We start from the raw sequence: 23,715 nt of genomic DNA on the forward strand, positions 1-23,715 counted from the left end.
GGGGGTAGAGCCTACGCGCCACTGGCCGGACGATAGGCGAACAGCGCCGGAGCACCGCCGGTGTGGAGGAACAGCAGCGGCCCGTCGCCGGGGAAGCGCTGGCGGGCGATGCCGTCGAGCAGGCCGGCGAACGCCTTGCCGGTGTACACCGGGTCCAGCAACAAACCCTCCTGGCTTGCCACCAGGCGGATCGCCTCCAGGGTGCGCTCGTTCGGTTCGCCGTAGCGCGGTCCGAAATACTCGTCCCACAGTTCGACACGGAACGCTGCCGGCAGCGGGCTGCCGAGCAGGTCGGCGGTGCGTTGCGCCAGCCCTTCGACTTTTGGCTGCTGGGCCGCCGCGCTGCGCGAGACGGTGACGCCGATCACCGGCAGCTCCGGGCGCACCTGTGCCAAGGCCAGTGCCAGTCCGGCGTGGGTGCCGGCGCTGCCGGAGGCCAGCACCACGGCGGAGAACGACTCGCCGCAGGCGGCGATCTGTTCGGCCAGTTCCAGTCCGGCACGCACGTAGCCCAGGGCACCGAGGGGGCTGGACCCACCGATTGGCACGAGGTACGGCTTGCGCCCCAATGTGCGCAGGCGTTCGGCGTGGGCTTCGAGCAGGTCGTCGGCGTTGTCCAGGTTGTCCACCGCCACCACCTCGGCGCCGAACAGGTCGAGCAGCAGGCGGTTGCCGTTGCCCAGGTAGTTGGCGTCGTCGCTGCCGATGGGGTTCTCCAGCAGCGCGACGCAACCCAGCCCGAGCCGCGCGGCCACGGCGGCGGTCTGGCGCACGTGGTTGGACTGGATGGCGCCGGCGGTGAGCAGGGTGTCGGCGCCGCTGCGCAAGGCGTCGGCGGCCAGGTATTCCAGCTTGCGTACCTTGTTGCCGCCGAGGGCGAAGGGCGTGGTGTCGTCCCGTTTCACATAGACCGCCCGCCCGAGGTGGGCGGAAAGCCGTTCGAGTTTTTCCAGCGCGGTGGGTGGTCCGAGCAGGGGCAGGCGAGGGAAGTCGGAAAGACGGGGAAAGGGCATGGCGGGTCTCGCGATGGGACAGTGGGATCGCATAAAAGGTAGCCCAGCCGGGAGCAGACAGGACGGAACGTCCAGGACCCGCACGGCTCCTACCTGAAACAGGCGGAGAAAGGCGCGTGCCATGCCCGAAGGGCCTTCCATTGTCATCCTGCGGGAGGAGACCGCCCGGTTCGTCGGCGAGACCATCCTGCATGTCGAGGGCAATACTACCCAGGACAAGGCACGGCTGGTCGGCCAGCCGGTGCTGGACATGCGCAGCTGGGGCAAGCACTTCCTCGTCCAGTTGCCGGGCTTCGTGCTGCGGATTCACTTCCTGCTGTTCGGCAGCTACAGCATCGACGCGCGCAAGGAAAACCGCTCGCCACGCCTGAGCCTGGGCTTCGCCAACGGCGAGCTGAACTTCTATGCCTGCTCCGTGCAATTCCTCGAAGGCCGCCTGGACGACCTCTACGACTGGCGCACGGACGTCATGGCCGACCAGTGGGATGCCGCGGCGGCCCGGCGCAAGCTACGCGAACGTCCCGCCCTGCTGGCCTGCGACGCGTTGCTCGACCAGACGCTGTTCGCCGGGTCCGGCAACATCATCAAGAACGAAGTGCTGTTCCGTATCCGCGTCCATCCGCTGTCGCAGGTTGGTGCGCTGCCGCCAGTCAAGTTGCGTGCGCTGGTGGAGCAGGTGCGGCAGTACAGCTTCGAATTCCTCGCCTGGAAGAAGGCTTTCGTACTCAAGCGGCACTGGCTGGTGCACACCCGGACGGTCTGCCCGCACTGCCGGATTCCGTTGGTCAAGGAGTACCTGGGCAAGACGCGGCGACGCAGCTTCTTCTGCGAGCGCTGCCAGAAGCTCTATCGCCTGGCGGTGCCGGCCGATTCAGATGTTGTCGGCCCAGAAGGCGGGTAGCGGGTGGGGCTTCAGGCGCAGCCGCTCGGCTGGCTGCGGGCGGCCGAACCAGTAGCCCTGGCCCAGTTCGCAACGGTGCTGAAGCAGGAACAGCGCCTGTTCCGGCTGCTCGATCCCCTCGGCCAGGACGCTGAGGCCCAGATTGTGCGCCAGGCCGATGACGGCGCGGGTGATGGCGGCGTCCTCGCTGTCGTCCGGCAGGCCGGCGACGAAGCCCTGGTCGATCTTCAGCTTGTGTACCGGCAGGCGCTTGAGACGTTGCAGCGAGGAGTAGCCGGTGCCGAAGTCGTCGATGGACAGGCGCACGCCCAGGCGATGCAGGCGTTCGAGCAGTTCCAGCGCGGCATCGGGGTTGTCCATCACCGCGCTTTCGGTGACTTCCAGCTCCAGGCAGGAGGGGGACAGGCCGGTCTCTTCCAGGACCTGGGCGACCCGTGCGTCCAGCTCGGCACGGCCGAACAGGCGGCTGGAAATGTTCACCGCGATGAACTGCAGCATGATCCCGGTCTGCTGCCACTGGCGCATCTGCCGACAGGCCTGTTCCAGCACCCACAGGTCGATGGCGCCGATCAGGCCGCCTTCTTCGGCGATCGGGATGAATTCCCCCGGCGGGACCAGTCCGCGCTCCGGATGTTCCCAGCGCACCAGGGATTCCACGCCCACCACCCGGCCGCTCTCCAGGTCATGGATCGGCTGGTAATAGACGCGCAGCTCATCGTTCTCCAGCGCGTGGCGCAGGGCCGCGGCCAGCTCGATGCGTTGCCGCGCCTGCTGGGTCAGCTCCTGGGTGTAGAAGGCATAGGACTCGCGCCCGCTGCTCTTGGCCTTGAACAGGGCCGAGTCGGCGTTGCGCAGCAGTTGATCGACATTCTGTCCGTCCGTCGGGAACAGGCTGATGCCCACGCTGGCGCCGATGAAGAACTCCTGGCCGTTCAGGTTGAACGGGGCACTCATCAGATCGAGCAGCCGCTGGGCCTTCGCCCCGGCCTGGGCGGCCTGGTCCAGGTCTTCGCAGAGCAGGCCGAACTCGTCGCCACCCAGGCGGGCCAGGGTGGTGGAGCCGCTCTGGAGGTTGGCGAAGCGCTCTGCCACAGCCTTCAAAAGCTGATCGCCGACGCTGTGGCCGAGGCTTTCGTTGATGTGCTTGAAGTGGTCGAGGTCGATCAGCAGCAGCGCGCCGCCCGGTCTGTCCGGCTGCTGGCGCTGCAGGGCCTGTTCGATCCGTTCGCTGAACAGCAGGCGGTTCGGCAGGTCGGTAAGTGGGTCGTAGTTGGCCAGGTGGTTCAGTTCGCTCTGCGAATGCCGGATCGCGCTGAGATCGGAAAACACCGCGACATAGTGGCTGGGCACGCCGGCCTCGTCATGGATGACCCGGATGCAGTGCCATTGTGGATACACCTCGCCGCTCTTGCGCCGGTTCCACACCTCGCCGCTCCAGAAGCCCTGGCGCTGCAAGGTTTGCCACATTTCTTCGTAGAACTGCCGGTCGTGGCGGCCGGACTTCAGCAGGCTCGGGTTCTGGCCCAGCACTTCCTTCGCCGCGTAGCCGGTGATGCGGCTGAAGGCCGGGTTCACGTGGACGATGCGGTTGTTCTTGTCGGCCACCAGCACGCCTTCCTGGGTGCTCTCGAACACGGCGGCGGCCTGGCGCAGGCGGCTTTCATGGTTGAGCCGGGCCTTGAGCAGTTGCGTCACGCGGCCCAGGTTCAGCCTGATCAGGCTGTACAGCAAGGCGCTGGAGGCGGCGACGAAGAGCAGCCCCTTGGCGGTCTGCCATTCGGCCAGCCGTCTGGTGTCGCCGGCCAGCCACAGGACGATGCCGTCGCTGAAAAGAATCCAGAAGCTCGCGAAGGCGAGATAGATCAGGCTGATGCGCAACGCGCTCTGCTGGAGTTTTTTCAAGGGGGTAGTCCTGCGGGCATGCGGCGAGTATAGCGTGATGGCACAGTGCCCTGTCTTATCTAAAAGACGGACTGGTTTTCTGGCCCCGGTCAGTGATAATGCGGCGGTGCTTGTTCGACAAGCTGCGTTTCCATCCTCCGAGGGCAATACCCGCATGTGGTACAACGGTTTTCTCGATCTGTCACCGTGGCAACTGGTGGCGGTCACCCTGGTACTGACCCATATCACCATCGTCAGCGTCACTGTTTATCTTCATCGTTACTCCGCGCACCGCGCACTGGAACTGCACCCCGCGCTCAAGCACTTCTTCCGCTTCTGGCTGTGGATGACCACCGCCATGAACACCCGCGAATGGACCGCCATCCACCGCAAGCACCACGCCAAGTGCGAAACCGTGGACGATCCGCACAGCCCGGTGATCAAGGGCCTGTCCACCGTGATGCGCAAGGGCGCCGAGCTGTACAAGGAAGAGGCGAAGAACGAGGACACCCTGCGTATCTACGGCAAGAACTGCCCCGAGGACTGGATCGAGCGCAACGTCTACAGCCGTTACCCGAACCTGGGCGTGACCCTGATGGCGCTGATCGACCTGGCGCTGTTCGGCGCCCTCGGCCTGACCGTCTGGGCCGTGCAGATGATCTGGATTCCGTTCTGGGCGGCCGGCGTGATCAACGGCCTCGGCCATGCCGTGGGCTACCGCAACTTCGAATGCCGCGACGCCGCGACCAACCTGGTGCCCTGGGGCATCCTGATCGGTGGCGAAGAGCTGCACAACAACCACCACACCTACCCGAACTCGGCCAAGCTGTCGGTGAAGAAGTGGGAGTTCGATATCGGCTTCGCCTGGATCAAGCTGTTCAGCCTGTTCGGCCTGGCCAAGGTCGCCCGCGTGGCGCCCATCGCCCACCGTGTGGAAGGCAAGGGCCAGCTGGACATGGACACCGCCATGGCCATCCTCAACAACCGTTTCCAGATCATGGCGCAGTACCGCAAGCTGGTGATCGCGCCGCTGGTGAAGCAAGAACTGGCGAAGGCCGACGAATCGGTCCGCCATCTGTTCCATCGTGCCAAGCGTCTGCTGTCGCGTGAAACCAGCCTGCTGGAAGAGCGTCATCAACTGCGCATCCAGGAGATGCTGGCGCACAGCCAGGCGCTAAAGGTGATCTACGAGAAGCGCCTGGCCCTGCAGCAAATCTGGGTCAAGACCAGCGCCAACGGCCACGACATGCTTGCGGCCATCAAGGAGTGGGTCCACGAGGCGGAAGCCAGCGGCATCCAGTCGCTGCGCGAATTCGCTGAGCAGCTCAAGACCTACTCGCTGCGCCCGGCACCGGCCATCGCCTGATCGCCGACGCATCGCCAGAACGCCCCGACCGGTTCGGGGCGTTCTGCTTTCCGGGGTTCACTCGCCTTTCAGCAACTGGCCGTCGCGGTCGAATACCCGCAGGCGGATCGGGATGCCCGCCGCCACGCTCTGCGACACGGTGCAGAACGCCTCGAACTGATCGAGGATGCGCGGGATGTGCTGCATCTCCGCCGCTGGCTTGCCGAGGCTGAGATCCACCTCGATACCCACCACCCGCAGACGGTTCTCCGCGTTGCGCCCGACCTCCGCGATGGCGTGGGCGGACAGCGGCTCGGCGTCCTGCTTGAACTTGCGCAGGGCGAACAGCAGGCTGTCGGTCAGGCAGTTGGAGACCGCCGCCAGCAGCAGTTGCACCGGGCTCGGTCCCTGGCCCTGGCCGAGGGGCGGCGGCTCATCGGCGGTCAGGGGCGGAACGCCGTCGTCGAACGCCAGGGTGCAGCGGTAATCCTCTTCCTGCCGCAGGCGCAGGTGAATCCGTTGGTTGTCGCTCATTGCATTCTCCAGTACAGATGGCGGTTTGCCGGCGTCGATTCGACCGCCGAGCCGCTACGGCTTGAAAACAATCTATAAATATATATATTGTAAATCACATAACTGAAAGGCTCGCCATGACCTCATCGGAAATCGATATCCAGCAGTTGCGCGCCAATGCAGATGCCGCTGGCCAGTTGCTCAAGGCCCTGGCCAATCCTGACCGGCTCCTGCTGCTCTGTCAGCTCTCCCAGGGCGAACGCAACGTCAGCGACCTGGAGGCCCTGCTCGGCATCCAGCAACCGACGCTATCGCAACAACTGGCGGTGCTGCGCCGCGAAGGCCTGGTGGAAACCCGCCGCGACGGCAAGCAGATCTTCTACCGGATCAGCAGCCCGGCAGCCTTGGCCGTGATCAATACCTTGTACCAACTGTTCTGCGAGGGGCAGGAAAACGCATGACCATCGACTGGACGAACTTCACTCCCTGGAGCGCACTGGCCGGCGGCCTGCTGATCGGCATTGCGGCCGGGTCGTTCGTCCTCTTCAACGGCCGGATCGCCGGCATCAGCGGGTTGCTCGGCAGCCTGCTCGAGCCCGGATCGGAGGGGCGCGGCGAGAAGGCGCTGTTCCTGCTCGGCCTGCTGGTGGCGCCGTTGTTCTGGCTGCTGTCCGGCTCGCTGCCCGAGGTGGAATTCCAGACCGGCTGGCCGGGGCTGGTCGCTGCCGGCCTGCTGGTGGGCATCGGTACCCGCTACGGCGCCGGCTGCACCAGCGGTCACGGTGTCTGTGGCATGGCCCGGCTGTCGCCGCGCTCGCTGGTGGCTGTCCTGTGTTTCATGGCCAGCGGTTTCGCCACTGTGTTTGTCCTGCGTCATCTTCTCGGGGGCTGAGCATGCGCAAACTGACTGCATTCGCCGCCGGCCTGCTGTTCGGCCTCGGCCTGCTGCTGGCGGGCATGGCCAACCCGGCCAAGGTGCTGGGGTTTCTCGACCTGGCGGGCGCCTGGGACCCGTCCCTGGCGCTGGTGATGGTGGGTGGCATCGGTGCCGCGCTGTTGCCGTTCGCCTGGGCGCGCCGGCATGAGCGTTCGCTGCTGGGTGCGCCCATGCAGTTACCGCGCAAGCGTGAGCTGGATCGCCGTCTGATCGTTGGCAGCCTAGTCTTCGGCGTCGGCTGGGGCATCGCCGGTATCTGCCCCGGCCCGGCGCTGGCGATCCTGCTCACCGGACAGTGGCAGGTGCTGCTGTTCGTCCTGGCCATGGTCGCGGGGATGCTGCTGTATTCAGCGCTGGAACGCCGGCGCACGCACTGACCTCTGGAGGTCATCATGAAAGCCAACGTTGGAACCCTCGACCGTGGCCTGCGCATCGCCGCCGGCCTGATCCTGATCGGCCTCAGCCTCAGTGGTGTGATAGGTCTGTGGGGTTGGATCGGCGTCGTGCCGCTTGCCACCGGCCTGTTCAGTTTCTGTCCCGCCTATTCGCTGCTCGGGCTGAACACCTGCCGTAACCGGCCACATTGATCCCGGCCTGCACCCACACGACGACCGAGGCGTTGGCTCGGTCGTCGCGCCTTGCCATCCTTTTGGCAGTCTTCTGCGACTATCGTCGAATCACCGCTATTTTTCTTTTGAATCAGGTACTTACGCTGGCTTAGGGCGTAGGGGAAGAAGGCTTCCCTCTTATATGTATAAAAGTTCTAAGCATAGAACAAAATAACAGTTACGCTCTTTCTTAATTATCCCGCTCGGCGATTCTTGAGGATGACGAACATGCAACCCCACGTTGAAGCCTTCTTCGATCCGAACACCTTCACCTACAGCTATGTGGTCAGCGACCCCGCCACCGGGCGCTGCGCCATCGTCGACTCGGTACTCGACTACGATCCGGCGGCGGGGCGCACCTCCTTCGCCAGCGCCGACCGGCTGATCGCCTATGTCCGCGCGCAGGGGCTGACGGTCGAATGGCTGCTGGAGACCCACGTCCACGCCGACCACCTGTCCGCCGCGCCTTACCTGAAACGCGAACTGGGCGGCCGGCTGGCCATCGGCGACCACATCACCGTAGTCCAGGGCGTCTTCGGCAAGCTGTTCAACGCCGGCAGCGAATTCGCCACCGACGGCAGCCAGTTCGATCACCTGTTCCACGACGGCGACCGCTTCACCATCGGCACCCTCGAGGCCCGCGCCCTGCATACGCCGGGTCACACCCCGGCGTGCATGACCTACGTGATCGGCGATGCCGCCTTCGTCGGCGACACCCTGTTCATGCCGGACTACGGCACCGCCCGCTGCGACTTCCCCGGTGGCGATGCACGGGTGCTGTACCGCTCGATCCGCACGTTGTTCGAGCTGCCCGACGACACCCGTCTGTTCATGTGCCACGACTACAAGGCGCCGGGGCGCGAAGACTTCCGCTACCAAACCAGCGTGGCCGAGGAGCGTGCGCATAACGTGCACGTCCATGAAGGCGTCAGCGAGGACGACTTCGTCGCCATGCGCAGCGCCCGCGACGCGACCCTGGGCATGCCCACGCTGATCCTGCCGTCGGTGCAGGTGAACATGCGTGCCGGTGAGCTGCCGCCCGCCGAGGGCAACGGCACCCGCTATCTGAAAATCCCCTTGAACGTGCTCTGAGCGGAGGCCCGTGTCATGGATTCGTTGAAACGCCTTACCCCGTTCATCGCCGTTGCCGCTCAGTTGCAGCCGGCCGACATGGGCACCCTGGCCGCCGCCGGCTACCGCTGCGTGATCAACAACCGCCCCGATGGCGAAGGCGAGGGCCAGCCAACCTCCGCCGAGATGGAGGCGGCCGCCAAGGCCAACGGGCTGGATTACCACTATCTGCCGGTGATTTCCGGGCAGATCGGCGATGGCGATGTCGCCGCCTTCACCGCGCTGCTCGACCGGGTGCGTGGGCCGGCTCTGGCGTTCTGCCGCACCGGCACCCGCTCCACCAGCCTGTGGGCCCTGAGCGAAGCGCATCATCTCGACCCCGAGACGTTGATGACGACAGCGAAGGCTGCGGGTTACGACCTCGCCGGGCTGTTGCCGCGTCTGGAACAGCGCTGGCAGCAGGCGCCACGCACCGAGGCGATCCAGCCGCCGGCGCATACCGCCCGCTACGACGTCCTGGTCGTGGGCGGCGGCGCGGCGGGATGCGCCGTCACCGCCAGCCTGCTGCGGCGCGATCCCGGTCTGCGCATCGCGGTGATCGAGCCGCGCGAGCAGCACTACTACCAGCCGGGCTGGACGCTGGTTGGCGCCGGTGTGTTCGACCGGGCTCGCACCGAGCGGCCGATGTCGCGCTGCATTCCCAAGGGCGCGCAATGGGTGCGCGCGGCGGTGGCGGGTTTCGAGCCGGAACAACAGCGGGTGGTGCTGGAGGATGGCAATCGCCTGGGCTACCGGGTGCTGGTGGTCTGTCCCGGTCTGACCCTGGAATGGGGCGCCATCGAAGGCTTGCAGGAGACCCTCGGCAAGCACGGCGTGACCTCCAACTACCAGTTCGAGCTGGCCCCCTACACCTGGCAGCAGGTGCAGGCGCTGCGCCACGGTCGGGCGTTGTTCACCCAGCCGCCGATGCCGATCAAGTGTGCCGGCGCGCCGCAGAAGGCCATGTACCTGTCCTGCGACTGGTGGCACCGCCAGGGCGTGCTGAAAGACATCGAGGTGGAATTCTGCTCGGCAGGCGCGGTGCTGTTCGGTGTCGCCGACTTCGTGCCGTCCCTGATGCGTTACGTGGAGCGCTACGGCGCGCAACTGAACTTCAATACGAATCTGGTGGCGGTGGACGGGTCGGCGCACAAGGCCTGGTTCAAGCCGACCACGGCGGAAGGCGGCGCCCTCGTCGAGAAAGACTTCGACTTCCTGCACGTGGTTCCGCCGCAACGCGCACCGGCCTTCATTCGCCAGAGCCCCCTGGCCAGTGCAGACGGCTGGCTGGAGGCCGACCACGAGACCCTGCGCCATCCGCGCTACGGCAACATCTTCAGCCTCGGCGACGTCTGCGCCGCACCCAACGCGAAGACCGCCGCCGCGGTGCGCAAGCAGGCTCCGGTGGTCGCCGAGAACGTCCTGGCGGTACTCACCGGGCGCGGCCCGCAGGCGCTGTATGACGGCTACGGCTCCTGCCCACTGACGGTGGAGCGCGGCAAGGTGGTGCTGGCCGAGTTCGGCTACGGCGGCAAGCTGCTGCCCACCTTCCCGCTGGACCCGCGGGTTCCCCGGCGTATGGCCTGGGACCTGAAGGTGAAGGCGATGCCGAGCATCTACTTCGACCTGATGCTGCGTGGCCGCGAGTGGCTCGCCGAGCCCCATCGCCTGCCCCATGAGCCGCGTCCGGTGGAGGCCTCGCCGGCCTGCGACTTCCAGCAGGAGAAGCGTGGATGAAATGGCGCCGCTGGCTGCCCTGCCTCGAATGGGGACGGCATTACGATCGCTCGATGGCGGCCCAGGATGGGCTGGCCGCGTTGATCGTCACGCTGATGCTGATCCCGCAGAGCCTGGCCTACGCCATGCTCGCCGGCCTGCCGCCTGTAGCCGGGCTCTACGCCAGCATCCTGCCGCTGCTGGCCTACGCCCTGTTCGGCTCCAGCCGTACCCTGGCGGTGGGGCCGGTGGCGGTGGTTTCGCTGATGACTGCGGCAGCCCTCGGCCCGTTGTTTCCCGCCGGCAGTGCCGATTACGTCGGCGCCGCCATGCTGCTGGCGCTGCTGTCGGGGCTGATGCTGGCCGGCATGGCGTTGCTGCGGCTAGGCTTCGTCGCCAATTTCCTCAGCCACCCGGTGATTTCCGGGTTCATCAGCGCCTCCGGAATTTTGATTGCCGTCGGCCAGCTCAAGCATGTCCTGGGTGTGCCGGTTTCCGGCGATACCCTGGCGCAGCTCGTGCCCGCCCTGCTGGCCAGCCTGCCGCAGACGCACCTGCCCACCCTGGCGATCGGCGCGACCAGCCTGGCATTCCTCTGGTGGGTGCGTTCGCGTCTCAAGCCGCTGCTGATGAAGCTCGGCCTGGGAGTCGGTCTGGCCGGCAACCTGGCCAAGGCCGGGCCGGTATTGGCGATCCTGATTTCGGTGCTGACGGTCTCCGCGCTGCACCTGGATCAGGCCGGCGTGAAAGTGGTGGGGGCGATTCCCCGGGGCTTGCCGGGGCTGGCGTTGCCGACGCTGGACCTGTCGCTGGCGCTGCAACTGCTGCCGGCGGCTTTGCTGATCAGTCTGGTCGGCTTCGTCGAATCGGTGTCGGTGGCGCAGACCCTGGCCGCCAAGCGCCGCGAACGCATCGAGCCGGACAGCGAGCTGCTCGGCCTCGGCGCGGCCAATCTGGCGGCGGCGGTGAGCGGCGGCTTTCCGGTCACCGGCGGTTTCGCTCGTTCGGTGGTGAATTTCGACGCCGGGGCCAGGACGCCCATGGCCGGTGTGCTCACGGCCGTGGGAATCGCCGTCACCGTGCTGCTGTTCACCCCGCTGTTCCACAACCTGCCCCAGTCGGTGCTGGCGGCGACCATCATCGTCGCTGTGCTCAGCCTGGTGGACCTCGGTGCGCTGCGCCGCACCTGGCGTTTCTCCCGGCAGGACGGCGCGGCCCAGTTCGCCACCCTGGCCGGGGTGCTGCTGCTAGGTGTCGAAACGGGCATCCTGATCGGCGTCGGGCTGTCGTTGCTGCTGTTTCTCTGGCGAACCAGCCGCCCGCACATGGCGGTGGTCGGCCAACTGCCGGGCAGTGAGCATTTCCGCAACGTCGAGCGCTTCGACGTAGTGGAAAGCCCCGGCGTGTTGTCGCTGCGGGTGGACGAGAGCCTGTATTTCCCCAATGCACGCTATTTGGAGGAACGCATCGGCGCGCTGGTGGCGGCGCGGCCGCAGGTGCGACACCTGGTGCTGATGTGTTCCGGAGTCAACCTGATCGACGCCAGCGCCCTGGACAGCCTGGAGGCCATCGTCGAACGCCTGCATGCCGCCGGGGTGCAACTGCACCTGTCGGAAGTGAAGGGCCCGGTGATGGACCAGCTCAGGCGCTCGGACTTCCTCGAGCGCTTCGGCGGGCGCGTGTTCGTCAGCCAGTACGAAGCGCTCTGCGCACTGGACCCGCTCAGCGTGGCGCGGGCGAGCCGCCGGCCGCCGCTCACCCTTCCCTGACGCGCCGTCATCCGGATCAACCGTTGATCGGCACGCTTCGCTGGCGCGCAGGCTGACCGGAACTTCATGCGCTGTAATTCATCTGATGAGTGCTCGCCATCCGGCGGGCTTCATTGTGCCCGTATGCCTGCGGCATACGTCAGGAATAGCCCTCCAGTTTTGGGTCGTGCTAGATGGATAGCAAAAACGAGCTTCCCGTTTCAGAAATCGCCGAGCTGCCGGCTCCCGCCGAGACGCTGCTCGCGCTGATGCATGCGCGTGCCGAAGTGGCACGGCTGAGCGAGCGCGAACAACTGTTCAGCTCGCTATTGGCCAGCGTGAATGCCGTGCTCTGGGCCTTCGACTGGGAAGCCAGGAAGATGATTTATGTCAGCCCGGCCTACGAGCGCATTTTCGGCCGCTCCGCCGCGCTGCTGCTCGCCGACTATGGCGAATGGCTCAACAGCATCTACCCGGACGACCTCGACTACGCCGAGCAGAGCCTCGCCGAAGTGATCGAGAAAGGCGCCATCGAGGTCCGCGAATACCGGATCATCCGCGCCGACGGGCAGATCCGCTGGCTCAGCGACAAGTGCTTCGTCAGCCAGCGCGGCGAGGCCGGCAAGCCGCCGATCGTGGTGGGCATCGCCGAAGACATCACCGAGAAGAAACAACTGGAAGGCGAGCTCCACCGCCTCGCCACCACCGACGTGCTGACCCAGAGCAGCAACCGCCGGCACTTCTTCGAATGCGCCCAGCGCGAATTCGAACTGGCGCGGCAGTACGGCAACCCACTGGCGTTCCTCCTGCTGGACATCGATGATTTCAAGCGGATCAACGACACCCACGGCCACCAGACCGGCGACTTGGTGTTGCAGCGCGTCGCCCAGTGCGGGGCCGGCGCCCTGCGGCGGGGCGACCTGTTCGGGCGGATCGGTGGCGAAGAGTTCGCCGCGGTCTTCCCCGGTTGCGCCCCGGAACTGGCGCAACAGATCGCCGAGCGTCTGCAGCGGGAAATCCAGCGCCTGGTCATCCATGTCGACGGCGAATCGTTCGGTGTCACGGTGAGCCAGGGGCTGACCTGCCTCGGCCCGAAGGACACCAGCCTCAGCGCCCTGTTCGCCCGCGCCGACGCCGCCATGTACCAGGCCAAGCGCCAAGGCAAGAACCAGATCGTCCTGGCCTGAATCGAAGGGCGTGTCCGTACTGCGGCGCGCCCTTTTTCATTTTCATAAGGAATAAGCAAATAATTTCTTATTCCTTAACGCGTATAAGGTGCCTTCCTATACTGCCTGCTCGTGAACAGCAGAGGCAGCACCATGCGCAGCGAATCCATCCGCTATCTGATCGTGCCGGGCTGGCAAGGCTCTGCCGACGATCATTGGCAAAGCCATTGGCAGCGCAGCCTGCCGAACAGCGCCCGGGTGGAGCAGGCCGACTGGATGTTGCCGCGTCTGGCCGACTGGGTCGCCGAGCTGGAGCGCTCGGTGGCGGCGGACGCCCGGCCGGTGGTGCTGATTGCCCATAGCCTCGGTTGCGTCACCGTCGCTCACTGGGCGGCCCAGGCGCCGGCGGCATCGTTGCGTCGTGTGCGCGGCGCACTGCTGGTGGCGCCGGCCGACGTGGAGCGGCTGGGTTGCCCCGAACCGTTGCGCAACTTCGCTCCCATCCCCCGTGACCCGCTGCCGTTCCCGAGCCAATTGGTCGGCTCGGACAACGACGCGGCGGCCAGTGCGGTCCGGGCGCTGGAAATGGCGCGCGATTGGGGAGCGGAGGCGGTGATCCTGCCCGGCGCCGGCCACATCAATGTGAAGTCCGGCCACCGTCGTTGGGAGCAGGGGTTCGGCTATCTCTATCGCCTGCAGAACCGCATCGAACAACTGGAGCGGCGTCGAGCCTGACTGGATCGCCCATGACGTTCTCCACTTCCCCTGCCTTGCTGACGCTGTCCGACGCGGATCGCAGCCCGCTGAGCATCCGGGCGCGCGCCCTGGTCTTCGCCGACCCGACCTCCCAACGGTTGCGCGCCGAGGTCGAACGGCTGGCGGCGAGCACGCTGCCGGTGCTGATCCAGGGCGAGACCGGCAGTGGCAAGGAGCTGCTGGCACGCCACATCCATCGCAGCAGCGACCGCCAAGGGTTATTCGTCGCCGTGAATTGCGGCGCGTTGAGCCCGAAGCATGCCGAGGCCGAGCTGTTCGGCCATGCCGCTGGAGCCCGTGCCGGAACGGCCGGGCGTGCCGGCTGGTTCGGCTCGGCGAACGGCGGCAGCCTCTATCTCGACGAGATCGGCGACCTGCCGCTCTCTCTTCAGGCCAAACTGCTGGCTGCCCTGGAGAATCGTGAGGTGATGCGGGTCGGCGCGCAGCGGCCGAATCCGGTCGAGGTCCGCTTGCTGGCTGCGACCAGCATCGATTTGGTGCGCGCGGTGGAGGCCGGCACCTTCGACGAGCGTCTTTATCTCTACCTGAGCGAAGGCCGGCTGAACTGGCCACCGTTGCGCGAGCGGGTCGGCGACATCCTGCCCCTGGCCGAATACTTCCTCGGCATTTATGCCCAGCGGCTCGGCCTGTCTCCGCCGCTGCTCAGCCCCGAGGCCCAGCGGCAACTCGAAGGGTATATCTGGCCCGGCAATACCCGAGAGCTGGAGAACGTCATCCATTTCGCACTGCTGGTGAGCAAGGGTGGGGATATCCAGCCGGAGCATCTTGGCCCGGCAAACCCCATGGCGCTCATCGAGCGACAGCTCGAGCGGCTGCAGGCATCGCCCAGTCTCCAGGAGCCGTTGCGCGAGATACTGACGCGCTCCGGCGTCATGCCTGATCGTTGAAAGCCGTCTGGCATCGGCGTTTCGTGAGCGGATTCAAATTTTCTTGGCTTGCCGATTGGGGAGCCGAAGATCGTCCTACGACTTTGGTTGGCGGAAATCCGCCAAATTGATTATCCGTGTGGGCGGAAAATTGCCTATGGGTGCGCGGAAACACATCCGTAAATACTTTGAAATACCTCTGAAACAACCGTCGCAGAAGTGATCGTGATGACTGGCACAATATCTGCCTTGGCTCGCCCATCTCGATGACGCCATGTAAGGCCACTATAAAAAGATGAGAGAGCAACCGATGAAACACTGCCGACACCCGGTGTTCGCCGTAACGCCCGCCTTCCCGTCTTCGGCCTTCGTCCATCCACGGATCGAATACTCCTAGTTTCCAACCGCATGCCTTGTACGCGACGGACCTTTGTTCGCTCGTGCGACGGCGTGCGGTTTGCCGGATCCGGTCCCGGGCTGCCGCTTCTCCCGTGAAGTTTCCCAGGACCGTTTTGCCCAACCGTAAACACACTGGAGAAACCATAATGAAAAAAACCACCCTGGCGCTGGCCGTCGCCGCCGGCACCCTGGGCATCGCCCTCAGCCAGCAGGCAAGCGCTGCCGGCTTCTTCGAGGACAGCAAGGCCACCCTGGAGCTGCGCAACTTCTACATGAACCGCGACTTCCGCCAGGACCTGGGCGAGCCTAACCCGCCGCGCGTCACCGGCAAGACCCCGGCCGAGTTCCGTAGTAAGTCCGAAGAGTGGGCACAGGGCTTCATTGTGCGTTACGAGTCGGGCTTTACCGAAGGCACCGTCGGTTTTGGCCTCGACGCCATCGGTACCCTGGGCGTGAAGCTGGATTCCGGTCGCGGCACTTCCGGCACTGGCTTGCTGCAAGTGGACAAGGAAACTGGCGAAGCGCAGGACACTTATGGCGATCTCGGCGCGACCGCCAAGGCCCGGATCTCCAAGAGCACCCTGAAAGTCGGCACCCTGATGCCGAAGATGCCGGTGCTGATGTCCAACGATTCGCGTCTGCTGCCGCAGAGCTTCCAGGGCGGCTGGCTGAACTCCGCCGAGATCGACGGCCTGACCTTCGACGCCGGCCAGCTCAACCGCGTGAACCAGCGCGAATCGTCCGACCACGAGACCATGGTGATCAACACCGTTGGCCGCAAGGGCATTACCGGTATCAGCAACGTGGACAGCGACGAGTTCAACTTCGCTGGCCTGTCCTACAAGTGGAACGACAGCCTGACCACCAGCTACCACTACGGTGCGCTGGATAACTTCTACAAGCAGAACTACCTGAGCCTGGTTCACGTCCTGCCGCTGGGCGACAAGCAATCCCTGAAGAGCGACCTGCGCTACGCCCGTTCCACCGATGACGGCCAGTCCAACGTCGACAACAAGGCCCTGGGCGGCCTGTTCACCTACACCCTGGGCTACCACGCCTTTGGCCTGGGCTACCAGAAGATGAGCGGCGACACCGGTTTCGCCTACGTCAACGGTACCGATGCCTACCTGGTGAACTTCGTGCAGATCAACGACTTCGCCAACAAGGACGAGCGTTCCTGGCAGGTTCGTTACGACTACAACTTCGCCGGCGTCGGCATCCCGGGCCTGACCCTGATGACCCGCTACATCACCGGCGACAACGTCGAGCGTGCCGATGGCAGCGAAGGTCGCGAGTGGGAGCGCAACACCGACATCGCCTACGTCTTCCAGGACGGTCCGCTGAAGAACCTGGGCGTCAAATGGCGTAACGCCACCGTGCGCTCCAACTTCGGCAACGACCTGGACGAGAACCGCCTGATCGTCAGCTACACCCTGCCGCTGCTGTAAGCAGAGGCGTCATCCCGCTCCTCGGCACAAGGACGTGCATCGTCTTGCCGGCACCGCCCTCATGGGCGGGGCCGGCTTTTTTATGCCCGCGCCATTCAACCGAGGATGGCGTTGAACAGCAGCAGCGTGACCAGCGCGGTGAACCAGCAGAGTGTGGTGGGGACCGACCAGGTGAGCAACTGGTGCTTGGCGTTCTTCACACCCAGCAGGCGGTTGACCACCCAGAAATAGCTGTCGTTGAAATAGCCGAACACCATGGAGCCGATGGCGGCGGCCTGGGCGGCGAAGACCATGTTGACGTCCGGGATGGCCGCGAGGATCGGCGCCGAGATCGACGCACCGGTGATCATCGCCACGGTACCGCTGCCCTGGATCAGGCGCACCAGCGAGGCGATCACGAAGGGAATCAACACTGCCGGAAGCGGCAGGGTCGCTACCCATTCGCCCATGTACTGGCCGGCGCCGCTGTCGCGCAGTACCGCACCGAGGGCGCCGCCGGCACCGGTGACCAGCAGGATGATGCCGGCGCTTTCCACACCTTTTTCCATCTCTGCGATCACGTCATCGCGCGGCATGCGCGGCACCAGCCCGTAGATCGCCACGACCACGCCGAGCCCGACGGCGATCACCGGATTGCCGACGAAGGCGCAGACCTGGCCGATCACCCCCTGGCTGATCGACGCATCACCGTTGAGTTTGGCCAGCGCGCCGACCAGGGTGTTGGTGAAGATCAGCAGGATCGGCAGGGCGATCGGCAGCACCGACAGCCACAGCGGCGGCAGTTCGCGCTCACGGGCGGCGGCCTGGTCGAGCACCTGCTGGTAGGCCTGGCGCGGCTCGAGGGAGACGTGGTTGTCGCGCTGGATCATCGCCTCGATGCGCGGCCCCATGAAGCGGGCGTAGGCGATCAGCACGAATAGGCCGGGAATGGTGAACACCACGCCCCAGAAGATCATCAGGCCGATGTCGATGTTGAAGATGCCGGCGATGCCCAGCGGGCCGGGCGTCGGCGGTACCGCGTGGTGGGTCAGCATCAGGCCGCCGGCCAGGGCGATGCCGAGGGTCAGCACGGACTTGCCGGTATTGCGCGACAGCGCGCGCACCAGCGGATTGAGAATGACGAAGGCGGAATCGCAGAAGATCGGGACGGACACGATGTAGCCGGTGATGGCCATCGCCCATTCCTCACGCTTGCTGCCGAGCCAGCGGATGAAGCTGTAGGCCATCCGTTCGGCTGCGCCGGAGACCTCCAGCAGGCGCCCCATCATCACGCCGAAGCCGATCACCAGGCCGATGGTGGAGAGCGTCGCGCCGAAGCCGGTGGTGATCGACTTGACCAGCGCATCCGGCGCCATGCCGCCGACCAAGCCGGCGATGGAGGCCGCGCAGACCAGCGCGAGCAGGGCATGGATACGGGTGCGCAGGACCAGCACGATGAGCACGAAGATGGCCAGCACCAGGCCGACCATCAGCTGCGGTCCCGCGATTGCGGTTGCGTTCATGGAGTTTCCCTCTTGTTTTTATCGTCGGGTTGGGAACGGCGGCGCCCGTGGGCACCGGTAATCACTGCGTTGTCATGAAGCGTTGGTGCGCCCTCACCACGGCATCGAAATCCTCGTCGACATGGAAGCCCAGCCGCAACGGCCGCTCGATGTCGAAGTCGCCGGGCCAGCTGCAGACGATGCGCTGCACGCGTTCGTCCGGCTCGTGGCCGACCAGTACCCGTGCCGCATCGCCGCCGACGCGGGCGAGGCTGTCGAGCATCTGGCTGACCCGCACGCTGATGCCGGGCAGGTTGAGCGTGCGACGCAGGCCGAGGGCCGCACCCTCGAGGCGGGCCGCGTGGACGAGGTTGGCGATCACTGTGTTCGGCGAAGACAGCCACAGACGCGTATCCAGCGGTACCGGGCAGTTGCTCGGCTCACCGGCCAGCGGTTCGCGGATGATGCCGCTGGCGAACGACGAGGCCGCCGCGTTCGGCTTGCCGGGGCGCACCGAGATGGTCGGCAGGCGGCACACCCGGCCATCGATGAAGCCCTTGCGCGAGTAATCGTTGATCAGCAGCTCGGCCATGGCCTTCTGCGCGCCGTAGGAGGATTGCGGCAGCGGCGCCAGGTCTTCCGGCACCCGCTCCGGCAGCTCGCCGCCGAATACCGCCAGGGAGCTGGCGAACACCAGTTTCGGGGTGCGGGCGCGATGGCGGCAGGCTTCCAGCAGCACGCGGGTAGCGTCCAGGTTGACGCGCATGCCGAGGTCGAAATCCGCTTCGGCCTGACCGCTGACCACGGCGGCCAGGTGATAGACGAGGGCGGTATCGGCATCGATGAGTGGGGTGATGAAGGCGGGGTCGGCGACATCGCCGATCACCGACTCGACCCGTGGGTCCTGAACGGGACAGGGGGCCAGGTCGACGGAGAGAATGCCGGACAGGCCAGGCACGAGGTCGCTCGCGGCGGGGCTGAGCAAGGCCTCGATCAGACGGCTGCCGAGAAAGCCGGCACCACCGGTGACTACGATCTTCATGTATCGCACTCCACTGAGGAGAATACCCGGGTGTGTCGGGACATCCCGGATTCTTGTTGTCGAAGAACTGCGTGACAAGCAGTTGTCATGTTGTATGATGAATTTACGTTGAGCGCAACCCGCCCATGGGTCGGTTTCTGCCGCAAGGCCGAAATGGAATCGGGTCGGTTGCCGGGAGAATCGAGTGGAAGCACTGAACGAAGCCACACCGAAGCTGGCCGAGCGCCTGGCCAAGCGCCTCATCGAGGCGATCCAGGAAGGCCGCCTGGCCGCCGGCAGCCGCCTGCCCACCGAGCAGGCCCTGTGCGAGCAGTACGGGGTCAGCCGCACCGTGGTGCGCGAGGCCATTTCCATGCTCAAGCGCGAAGGCATGGTCGCATCGCGCCAGGGAAGCGGCACCTACGTGACCGCCAATCCTTCGGTGGCGCTGCGGCTGGCGCCGCCCCAGGGCAACTTCGAGGCGGTGGTGGAAATCCTGGAAATCCGCAGCGCCCTGGAAATCAAGGCAGCCGAACTGGCGGCCAAGCGACGGACCAACGCGCAACTGCGGGCCATGCGCAACGCCCTGGCCGAGTTGGACGAAGCCGTCGAGCGCGGCGAGGACGGCGTCCGCGAGGACCTGGCCTTCCATCGCTCTATCGTGCTCGCCACCGGCAACCAGCACTTCGTCGAAACCATCGATTTTCTCCACCAGCTGCTGCAGCAGGCGATCAGCATCACCCGGCGCAACGAGGCGCGGAATCGGGAGTACATGCGGCAGGTCGACCAGGAACATCTGGCGCTGGTGGAAGCCATTGCGGCAGGGAATGGCGAGGCCGCGCGCCACGCCGCGTCCCTGCATCTGCAAAACGCCGAAGGCCGCCTGCGCGAGGCGCGACGAGAGGCCGACGGCTCCTGACAATAAGCACAAGAGGGTCCCCCACATGACTGCTGTTTCCTCCACCATCGGCGTGATCGGCCTCGGCTCCATGGGCCTGGGCATGGCCCGCTCGCTGCTCCGCGCCGGGCTGCCCGTCTGGGGCTACGACATTCGCGAAGAGGTGCGCGATGCCTTCGTGACCGAAGGGGGCCAGCCGCTGGTCTCGCTGGGCGAGGGGGCGGCGACGGCGGAGGTGCTGTTCATCGTGGTGGTCAATGCTGCACAGACCGAAGCGGTGCTGTTCGGCAGCGAAGGGATCGCTCCGCGCCTGCGGCCCGGCACGGTGGTGGTGGCCTGCGCGACCATCTCCGCGGCGGCTGCGCGGCGTATCGCCGGGCGCCTGGCCGAGCACAGGGTGCTGATGCTGGATGCGCCCATTTCCGGCGGTGCCGTGCGAGCCGCTGCCGGCGAGCTGACGGTCATGGCGTCCGGTCCGGAAGAAGCGTTCCAGCGGGCCGAAACGGCACTCGGCGCGGTGGCGGCCAAGGTCTACCGGCTCGGTACGGAAGCCGGGCAGGGTTCGCAGATCAAGCTGGTCAACCAACTCCTCGCCGGCGTGCACATCGCCGCGGCGGCCGAGGCCATGGCCTACGGCATCCGCCAGGGCTGCGACCCCGAGGCGCTGTACGAGGTGATCAGCCACAGCGCGGGTAATTCCTGGATGTTCGAGAATCGCGTGCCGCATTTGCTGGCCGGCGACTATCGGCCGCGTTCGGCGGTGGACATCTTCGTCAAGGACCTCGGCCTGGTGCTGGACAGTGCCCAGGAGGCGGTCTTCCCGCTGCCGCTCACCGCCAGCGCGCACCAGATGTTCAAGCAAGCGTCCGCCGCTGGCCATGGCCGCGAGGATGACATTGCCGTGGCGAAGATTTTCCCCGGCATCCGCCTGCCCGCCGCTGCCAACGAGGAGGGCTGAGCCATGCCGCTGATCGGATGCATCGCCGACGATTTCACCGGCGCCACCGACCTCGCCAGCATGCTGGTGCGCGGCGGTGCCCGTACCGTGCAGACCATCGGTGTGCCGGAGCACTTGCTCGACCTGGAAGGCGCCGATGCCCTGGTGGTGGCGCTGAAGTCGCGCAACCTGGCGCCGGCCGAGGCGGTCGCGCAATCGCTGCGAGCCCTGGAGTGGCTGCGTGCGCAGGGCTGCCGGCAGTTCTACTTCAAATATTGTTCGACCTTCGACTCCACCGCCGAAGGCAACATCGGCCCGGTCGCCGATGCGCTGCTCGATGCCCTCGGCAGCGACTTCACCGTGGCCTGCCCGGCGCTGCCGGACAATCGCCGCAGCGTGTTCAACGGCTATCTGTTCGCCAACGACGTGCTGCTCAACGAGAGCGGCATGCAGGACCATCCGCTGACGCCGATGCGTGACGCCAACCTGCTGCGCGTGCTGCAGCCGCAAACCCGCCGCCGCGTCGGCCTGATCGACTATCGCACCCTGCGTGCCGGTGTCGAGGCGACCCGTGCGCGGATCGCTGCGCTGCGCGCCGACGGTATCGGCATCGCCATCAGCGACGCCATCGATAACAGCGATCTGGACGTGCTTGGTGCCGCCTGCGCCGACCTGCCGCTGGTCACCGCCGGCTCCGGCCTGGCCTTGGGCCTGGCGGCGCACTGGCGTGCCTCGGGCGAGCTGGGTGGTGGCCAGGACGCCGGTCGTCTGGAACAGCCCTGGGGACGCCAGGCGATCCTCAGCGGCAGTTGTTCGCGCGCCACGCTGGGCCAGATCGAACAGGCCAGGGCCGCTTTTCCGGCATTCCGCCTGGAAGCGGCCGAGCTGATGGCGCGTGGCGACGCGCTGGTGGCCGAAGCCCTGGCCTGGAGCGCCGAGCACGGCCAACGTGGGCCGGTGCTGATCTACGCCAGCAGCGCGCCGGACGAGGTGCGCCGTGTGCAGGAAGCCTTCGGCGGCCAGGTCGTGGGCGAGCGCATCGAAGCTGCCCTGGCGGCTATCGCCAAGGGGTTGGTGGAAGGGCAGGGGGTCGGTCAGTTGCTGGTGGCCGGCGGCGAGACCTCCGGCGCGGTGGTCGGTGTACTGGGCGTCGAAGGGCTGCGCATCGGGCCGAGCATCGACCCCGGCGTGCCCTGGACCCAGACCCTCGGGCAGGCCGGCCGCCCACTCAGCCTGGCGCTGAAGTCCGGCAACTTCGGCAGTGCCGATTTCATGGTCAAGGCCTGGGGGATGTTGGCATGAGCAAGGAAAGCGCCCTGCGCGAACAGATCGTCAGGATTGGCCGCTCGCTGCACCTGCGCGGCCTCAGCCCGGGTTCCTCAGGCAACATCAGCGCGCGCCTGGACGACGGCTGGCTGCTGACCCCGACCAACGCCTGCCTGGGCGAACTGGACCCGGCGGACATCGCCAAGCTGGACTGGAACGGCAACCACCAGGCCGGCAAACCCGCCTCCAAGGAAGCCTTCCTGCATCGCGCGGTCTACGAAGGACGCGAGGAGTCCGGGGCCATCGTGCACCTGCATTGCACCCACTCGGCAGCGGTGTCCTGTCTCGATTGCCTCGACGCGAAATCCTGCCTGCCGCCGCTGACGCCCTATTTCGTCATGCGGGTCGGCCGTCTGCCGCTGATCCCGTACCATCGCCCCGGCGATCCGAAGCTGGGCGAGGCGATTCGCGGGCTGGTCGGCCGGCATAGCTCGGTGCTGCTGGCCAATCATGGCCCGGTGGTTTCCGGCAAGGATCTGGAGGCGGCGACCTACGCTATCGAAGAGCTGGAGGAGACCGCCAAGCTGTACCTTCTCCTGCGCCAGCAGCCGGTCCGCCTGCTCAACGACGAACAAATCGAAGAACTGCGCCAGACCTTCGGCGCCCAGTGGTGAGAATGCCCATGCCCCGATTCGCCGCCAACCTCAGCATGCTGTTCAACGACGTGCCCTTCCTCGAACGCTTCGGCCGCGCCGCCGCCGCCGGTTTCAAGGGCGTCGAGTACCTGTTCCCCTACGAGTACGCCCCGGCCGAACTGGCCGAGCGCTTGCAGACCCATGGTTTGGCCCAGGTGCTGTTCAACCTGCCGCCGGGCGATTTCGCCGCCGGCGAGCGTGGCCTGGCGGCATTGCCGGGTCGTGAGTCGGAGTTCCGCGAAAGCGTCGATCGCGCCATCGAATATGCCCGGGCCCTCGGCTGTCCGCGCCTGCATGCCATGGCCGGACTGGTGACCGACGAAAGCCAGCGCCCGCGCATGCGCGAAACCTATCTGGAAAACTTGCGCTATTCCGCGCGGCGCCTGGCCGAACACGGGCTGACCCTGCTGATCGAGCCGATCAACACGCGCAGCATCCCGGGCTATTTCATCAACCGGCAGGCCGAGGCCCACGCCATCCTGGCCGAGCTGGGCGAACCCAACCTGCGGGTGCAGTTGGATTTCTTCCATGCGCAGATCATGGAGGGCGACCTGACCGCCACCTTCAAGCGCTTCCAGGCCGGGGTCGGCCATATCCAGATCGCCGGCGTGCCGGATCGCCACGAGCCGGATACCGGCGAGGTGAACTATCCGTACCTGTTCCGCCTGCTCGACGAAGCCGGTTACGACGGCTGGATCGGCTGCGAGTACAACCCGCGCGGCCTGACCGAAGACGGCCTCGGCTGGTTCGTGCCCTGGCGCTGATCGCTTCCCGCTGTCCACGTGTCCCTTGCCCGACCGGCTTGCCGGCCGGGCGTTTTTTGCTCTGCCTGTGTTAAGTGTTGCTGGAGATCCTGAGCCCAACCGATTACTGAGTTTCCCAGAAACCTCTTGTTTCGCCCCCCGACGAGTTACTTCTGGCAGTCGCCCCAGAAGGTAACCAAGAGGGCTTGCCCCGGCATCCGGGCCTCGCTTCGCTCGACTTCCCTC

23 protein-coding genes are annotated in these 23,715 nt (G+C 66.1%); 18 read left to right on the top strand and 5 right to left on the bottom strand.

Going from position 1 to position 23,715, the window contains the following annotated elements; genetic code table 11:
• Positions 1 to 11: 11 nt before the first annotated feature.
• On the bottom strand, positions 12 to 1,013 hold the full coding sequence (locus PIN01S_RS23345) for a D-cysteine desulfhydrase (protein WP_084339312.1): 1,002 nt from the start codon (positions 1,011 to 1,013) through the stop codon (positions 12 to 14).
• 121 nt (positions 1,014 to 1,134) lie between these two features.
• Here PIN01S_RS23345 and PIN01S_RS23350 point away from each other — a divergent pair, with 121 nt between their 5' ends.
• On the top strand, positions 1,135 to 1,914 hold the full coding sequence (locus tag PIN01S_RS23350) for a DNA-formamidopyrimidine glycosylase family protein (protein ID WP_084339313.1): 780 nt from the start codon (positions 1,135 to 1,137) through the stop codon (positions 1,912 to 1,914).
• On the opposite strand, the gene dibA is transcribed toward PIN01S_RS23350, so the two are convergent.
• Positions 1,885 to 3,816 carry a phosphodiesterase DibA gene (gene dibA / locus PIN01S_RS23355; protein ID WP_244505999.1) on the bottom strand — a complete coding sequence of 644 codons (1,932 nt, stop codon included), beginning with the start codon at positions 3,814 to 3,816 and terminating at the stop codon, positions 1,885 to 1,887. The two genes, PIN01S_RS23350 and dibA, sit on opposite strands and share 30 nt — an antisense overlap.
• Positions 3,817 to 3,970: 154 nt before the next feature.
• Here dibA and desA point away from each other — a divergent pair, with 154 nt between their 5' ends.
• Positions 3,971 to 5,161, top strand: a complete 1,191-nt coding sequence (gene desA / locus PIN01S_RS23360; protein ID WP_084339315.1) for a delta-9 fatty acid desaturase DesA — start codon at positions 3,971 to 3,973, stop codon at positions 5,159 to 5,161.
• 57 nt (positions 5,162 to 5,218) lie between these two features.
• Here the strand turns inward: desA and PIN01S_RS23365 are convergent, their stop codons facing one another.
• Positions 5,219 to 5,674 (bottom strand): OsmC family protein, encoded by a 456-nt coding sequence (locus PIN01S_RS23365; RefSeq protein ID WP_084339316.1) that lies wholly within the window; start codon positions 5,672 to 5,674, stop codon positions 5,219 to 5,221.
• A 116-nt stretch (positions 5,675 to 5,790) separates the two neighbouring features.
• Between PIN01S_RS23365 and PIN01S_RS23370 the strand changes: the two genes are divergently transcribed.
• From PIN01S_RS23370 to PIN01S_RS23420, 11 genes are all read left to right on the top strand, one after another.
• The gene (locus PIN01S_RS23370; RefSeq protein ID WP_084339317.1) at positions 5,791 to 6,114 is read left to right on the top strand and encodes an ArsR/SmtB family transcription factor; all 324 of its coding nucleotides are present in this window, start codon (positions 5,791 to 5,793) and stop codon (positions 6,112 to 6,114) included.
• A complete protein-coding gene (locus PIN01S_RS23375; RefSeq protein WP_084339318.1) occupies positions 6,111 to 6,545 on the top strand; it encodes a YeeE/YedE family protein in 435 nt (144 codons plus the stop codon). The genes PIN01S_RS23370 and PIN01S_RS23375 overlap by 4 nt, the downstream gene beginning before the upstream one ends.
• A 2-nt stretch (positions 6,546 to 6,547) precedes the next feature.
• On the top strand, positions 6,548 to 6,967 hold the full coding sequence (locus PIN01S_RS23380) for a YeeE/YedE family protein (protein WP_084339319.1): 420 nt from the start codon (positions 6,548 to 6,550) through the stop codon (positions 6,965 to 6,967).
• Between the two features lie 15 nt (positions 6,968 to 6,982).
• Complete coding sequence (locus PIN01S_RS23385; RefSeq protein WP_084339320.1) at positions 6,983 to 7,177, top strand: YgaP family membrane protein; 195 nt, start codon at positions 6,983 to 6,985, stop codon at positions 7,175 to 7,177.
• A gap of 249 nt (positions 7,178 to 7,426) precedes the next feature.
• Positions 7,427 to 8,290 (top strand): MBL fold metallo-hydrolase, encoded by an 864-nt coding sequence (locus PIN01S_RS23390; protein ID WP_084339321.1) that lies wholly within the window; start codon positions 7,427 to 7,429, stop codon positions 8,288 to 8,290.
• A 15-nt stretch (positions 8,291 to 8,305) separates the two neighbouring features.
• Positions 8,306 to 10,045 (top strand): bifunctional protein tyrosine phosphatase family protein/NAD(P)/FAD-dependent oxidoreductase, encoded by a 1,740-nt coding sequence (locus PIN01S_RS23395; protein ID WP_084339322.1) that lies wholly within the window; start codon positions 8,306 to 8,308, stop codon positions 10,043 to 10,045.
• Positions 10,042 to 11,793, top strand: coding sequence for a SulP family inorganic anion transporter (locus PIN01S_RS23400; RefSeq protein WP_084339323.1), 1,752 nt, complete (start codon positions 10,042 to 10,044; stop codon positions 11,791 to 11,793). Before PIN01S_RS23395 ends, PIN01S_RS23400 begins: the two co-directional genes overlap by 4 nt.
• Before the next feature lie 173 nt (positions 11,794 to 11,966).
• A complete protein-coding gene (locus tag PIN01S_RS23405; protein ID WP_084339324.1) occupies positions 11,967 to 12,959 on the top strand; it encodes a GGDEF domain-containing protein in 993 nt (330 codons plus the stop codon).
• Positions 12,960 to 13,091: 132 nt separating this feature from the next.
• Positions 13,092 to 13,673 carry an alpha/beta hydrolase gene (locus PIN01S_RS23410; RefSeq protein ID WP_084339325.1) on the top strand — a complete coding sequence of 194 codons (582 nt, stop codon included), beginning with the start codon at positions 13,092 to 13,094 and terminating at the stop codon, positions 13,671 to 13,673.
• An 11-nt stretch (positions 13,674 to 13,684) separates the two neighbouring features.
• Entirely contained in the window at positions 13,685 to 14,602 is a 918-nt protein-coding gene (locus PIN01S_RS23415; protein ID WP_084339326.1) for a sigma 54-interacting transcriptional regulator, read from the top strand.
• 524 nt (positions 14,603 to 15,126) lie between these two features.
• On the top strand, positions 15,127 to 16,428 hold the full coding sequence (locus PIN01S_RS23420) for an OprD family porin (RefSeq protein WP_084339327.1): 1,302 nt from the start codon (positions 15,127 to 15,129) through the stop codon (positions 16,426 to 16,428).
• A 95-nt stretch (positions 16,429 to 16,523) separates the two neighbouring features.
• Here the strand turns inward: PIN01S_RS23420 and PIN01S_RS23425 are convergent, their stop codons facing one another.
• Together PIN01S_RS23425 and denD are read right to left on the bottom strand one after the other, a co-directional pair.
• The gene (locus PIN01S_RS23425) at positions 16,524 to 17,930 is read right to left on the bottom strand and encodes a GntP family permease (protein ID WP_084339328.1); all 1,407 of its coding nucleotides are present in this window, start codon (positions 17,928 to 17,930) and stop codon (positions 16,524 to 16,526) included.
• A gap of 61 nt (positions 17,931 to 17,991) precedes the next feature.
• Complete coding sequence (gene denD, locus PIN01S_RS23430) at positions 17,992 to 18,951, bottom strand: D-erythronate dehydrogenase (protein ID WP_084339329.1); 960 nt, start codon at positions 18,949 to 18,951, stop codon at positions 17,992 to 17,994.
• Between the two features lie 184 nt (positions 18,952 to 19,135).
• Between denD and PIN01S_RS23435 the strand changes: the two genes are divergently transcribed.
• Genes PIN01S_RS23435 through otnI form a run of 5 tightly spaced genes read left to right on the top strand, consistent with a single transcriptional unit; the run spans position 19,136 to position 23,490 of the window.
• Positions 19,136 to 19,849 carry a FadR/GntR family transcriptional regulator gene (locus PIN01S_RS23435; protein WP_212633085.1) on the top strand — a complete coding sequence of 238 codons (714 nt, stop codon included), beginning with the start codon at positions 19,136 to 19,138 and terminating at the stop codon, positions 19,847 to 19,849.
• Positions 19,758 to 20,786, top strand: coding sequence for an L-threonate dehydrogenase (gene ltnD, locus PIN01S_RS23440; protein WP_139198575.1), 1,029 nt, complete (start codon positions 19,758 to 19,760; stop codon positions 20,784 to 20,786). Before PIN01S_RS23435 ends, ltnD begins: the two co-directional genes overlap by 92 nt.
• 3 nt (positions 20,787 to 20,789) lie before the next feature.
• Positions 20,790 to 22,067: a 3-oxo-tetronate kinase gene (otnK, locus tag PIN01S_RS23445; protein ID WP_084339331.1), complete on the top strand. Its 1,278-nt coding sequence runs from the start codon at positions 20,790 to 20,792 to the stop codon at positions 22,065 to 22,067.
• Entirely contained in the window at positions 22,064 to 22,705 is a 642-nt protein-coding gene (otnC, locus tag PIN01S_RS23450; protein ID WP_084339332.1) for a 3-oxo-tetronate 4-phosphate decarboxylase, read from the top strand. Before otnK ends, otnC begins: the two co-directional genes overlap by 4 nt.
• 8 nt (positions 22,706 to 22,713) lie before the next feature.
• Positions 22,714 to 23,490, top strand: a complete 777-nt coding sequence (gene otnI / locus PIN01S_RS23455; RefSeq protein WP_084339335.1) for a 2-oxo-tetronate isomerase — start codon at positions 22,714 to 22,716, stop codon at positions 23,488 to 23,490.
• Positions 23,491 to 23,715 lie beyond the last annotated feature (225 nt).

It is taken from the genome of Pseudomonas indica NBRC 103045 (genome assembly GCF_002091635.1).
Classification (GTDB): Bacteria; Pseudomonadota; Gammaproteobacteria; order Pseudomonadales; family Pseudomonadaceae; genus Pseudomonas_M; species Pseudomonas_M indica.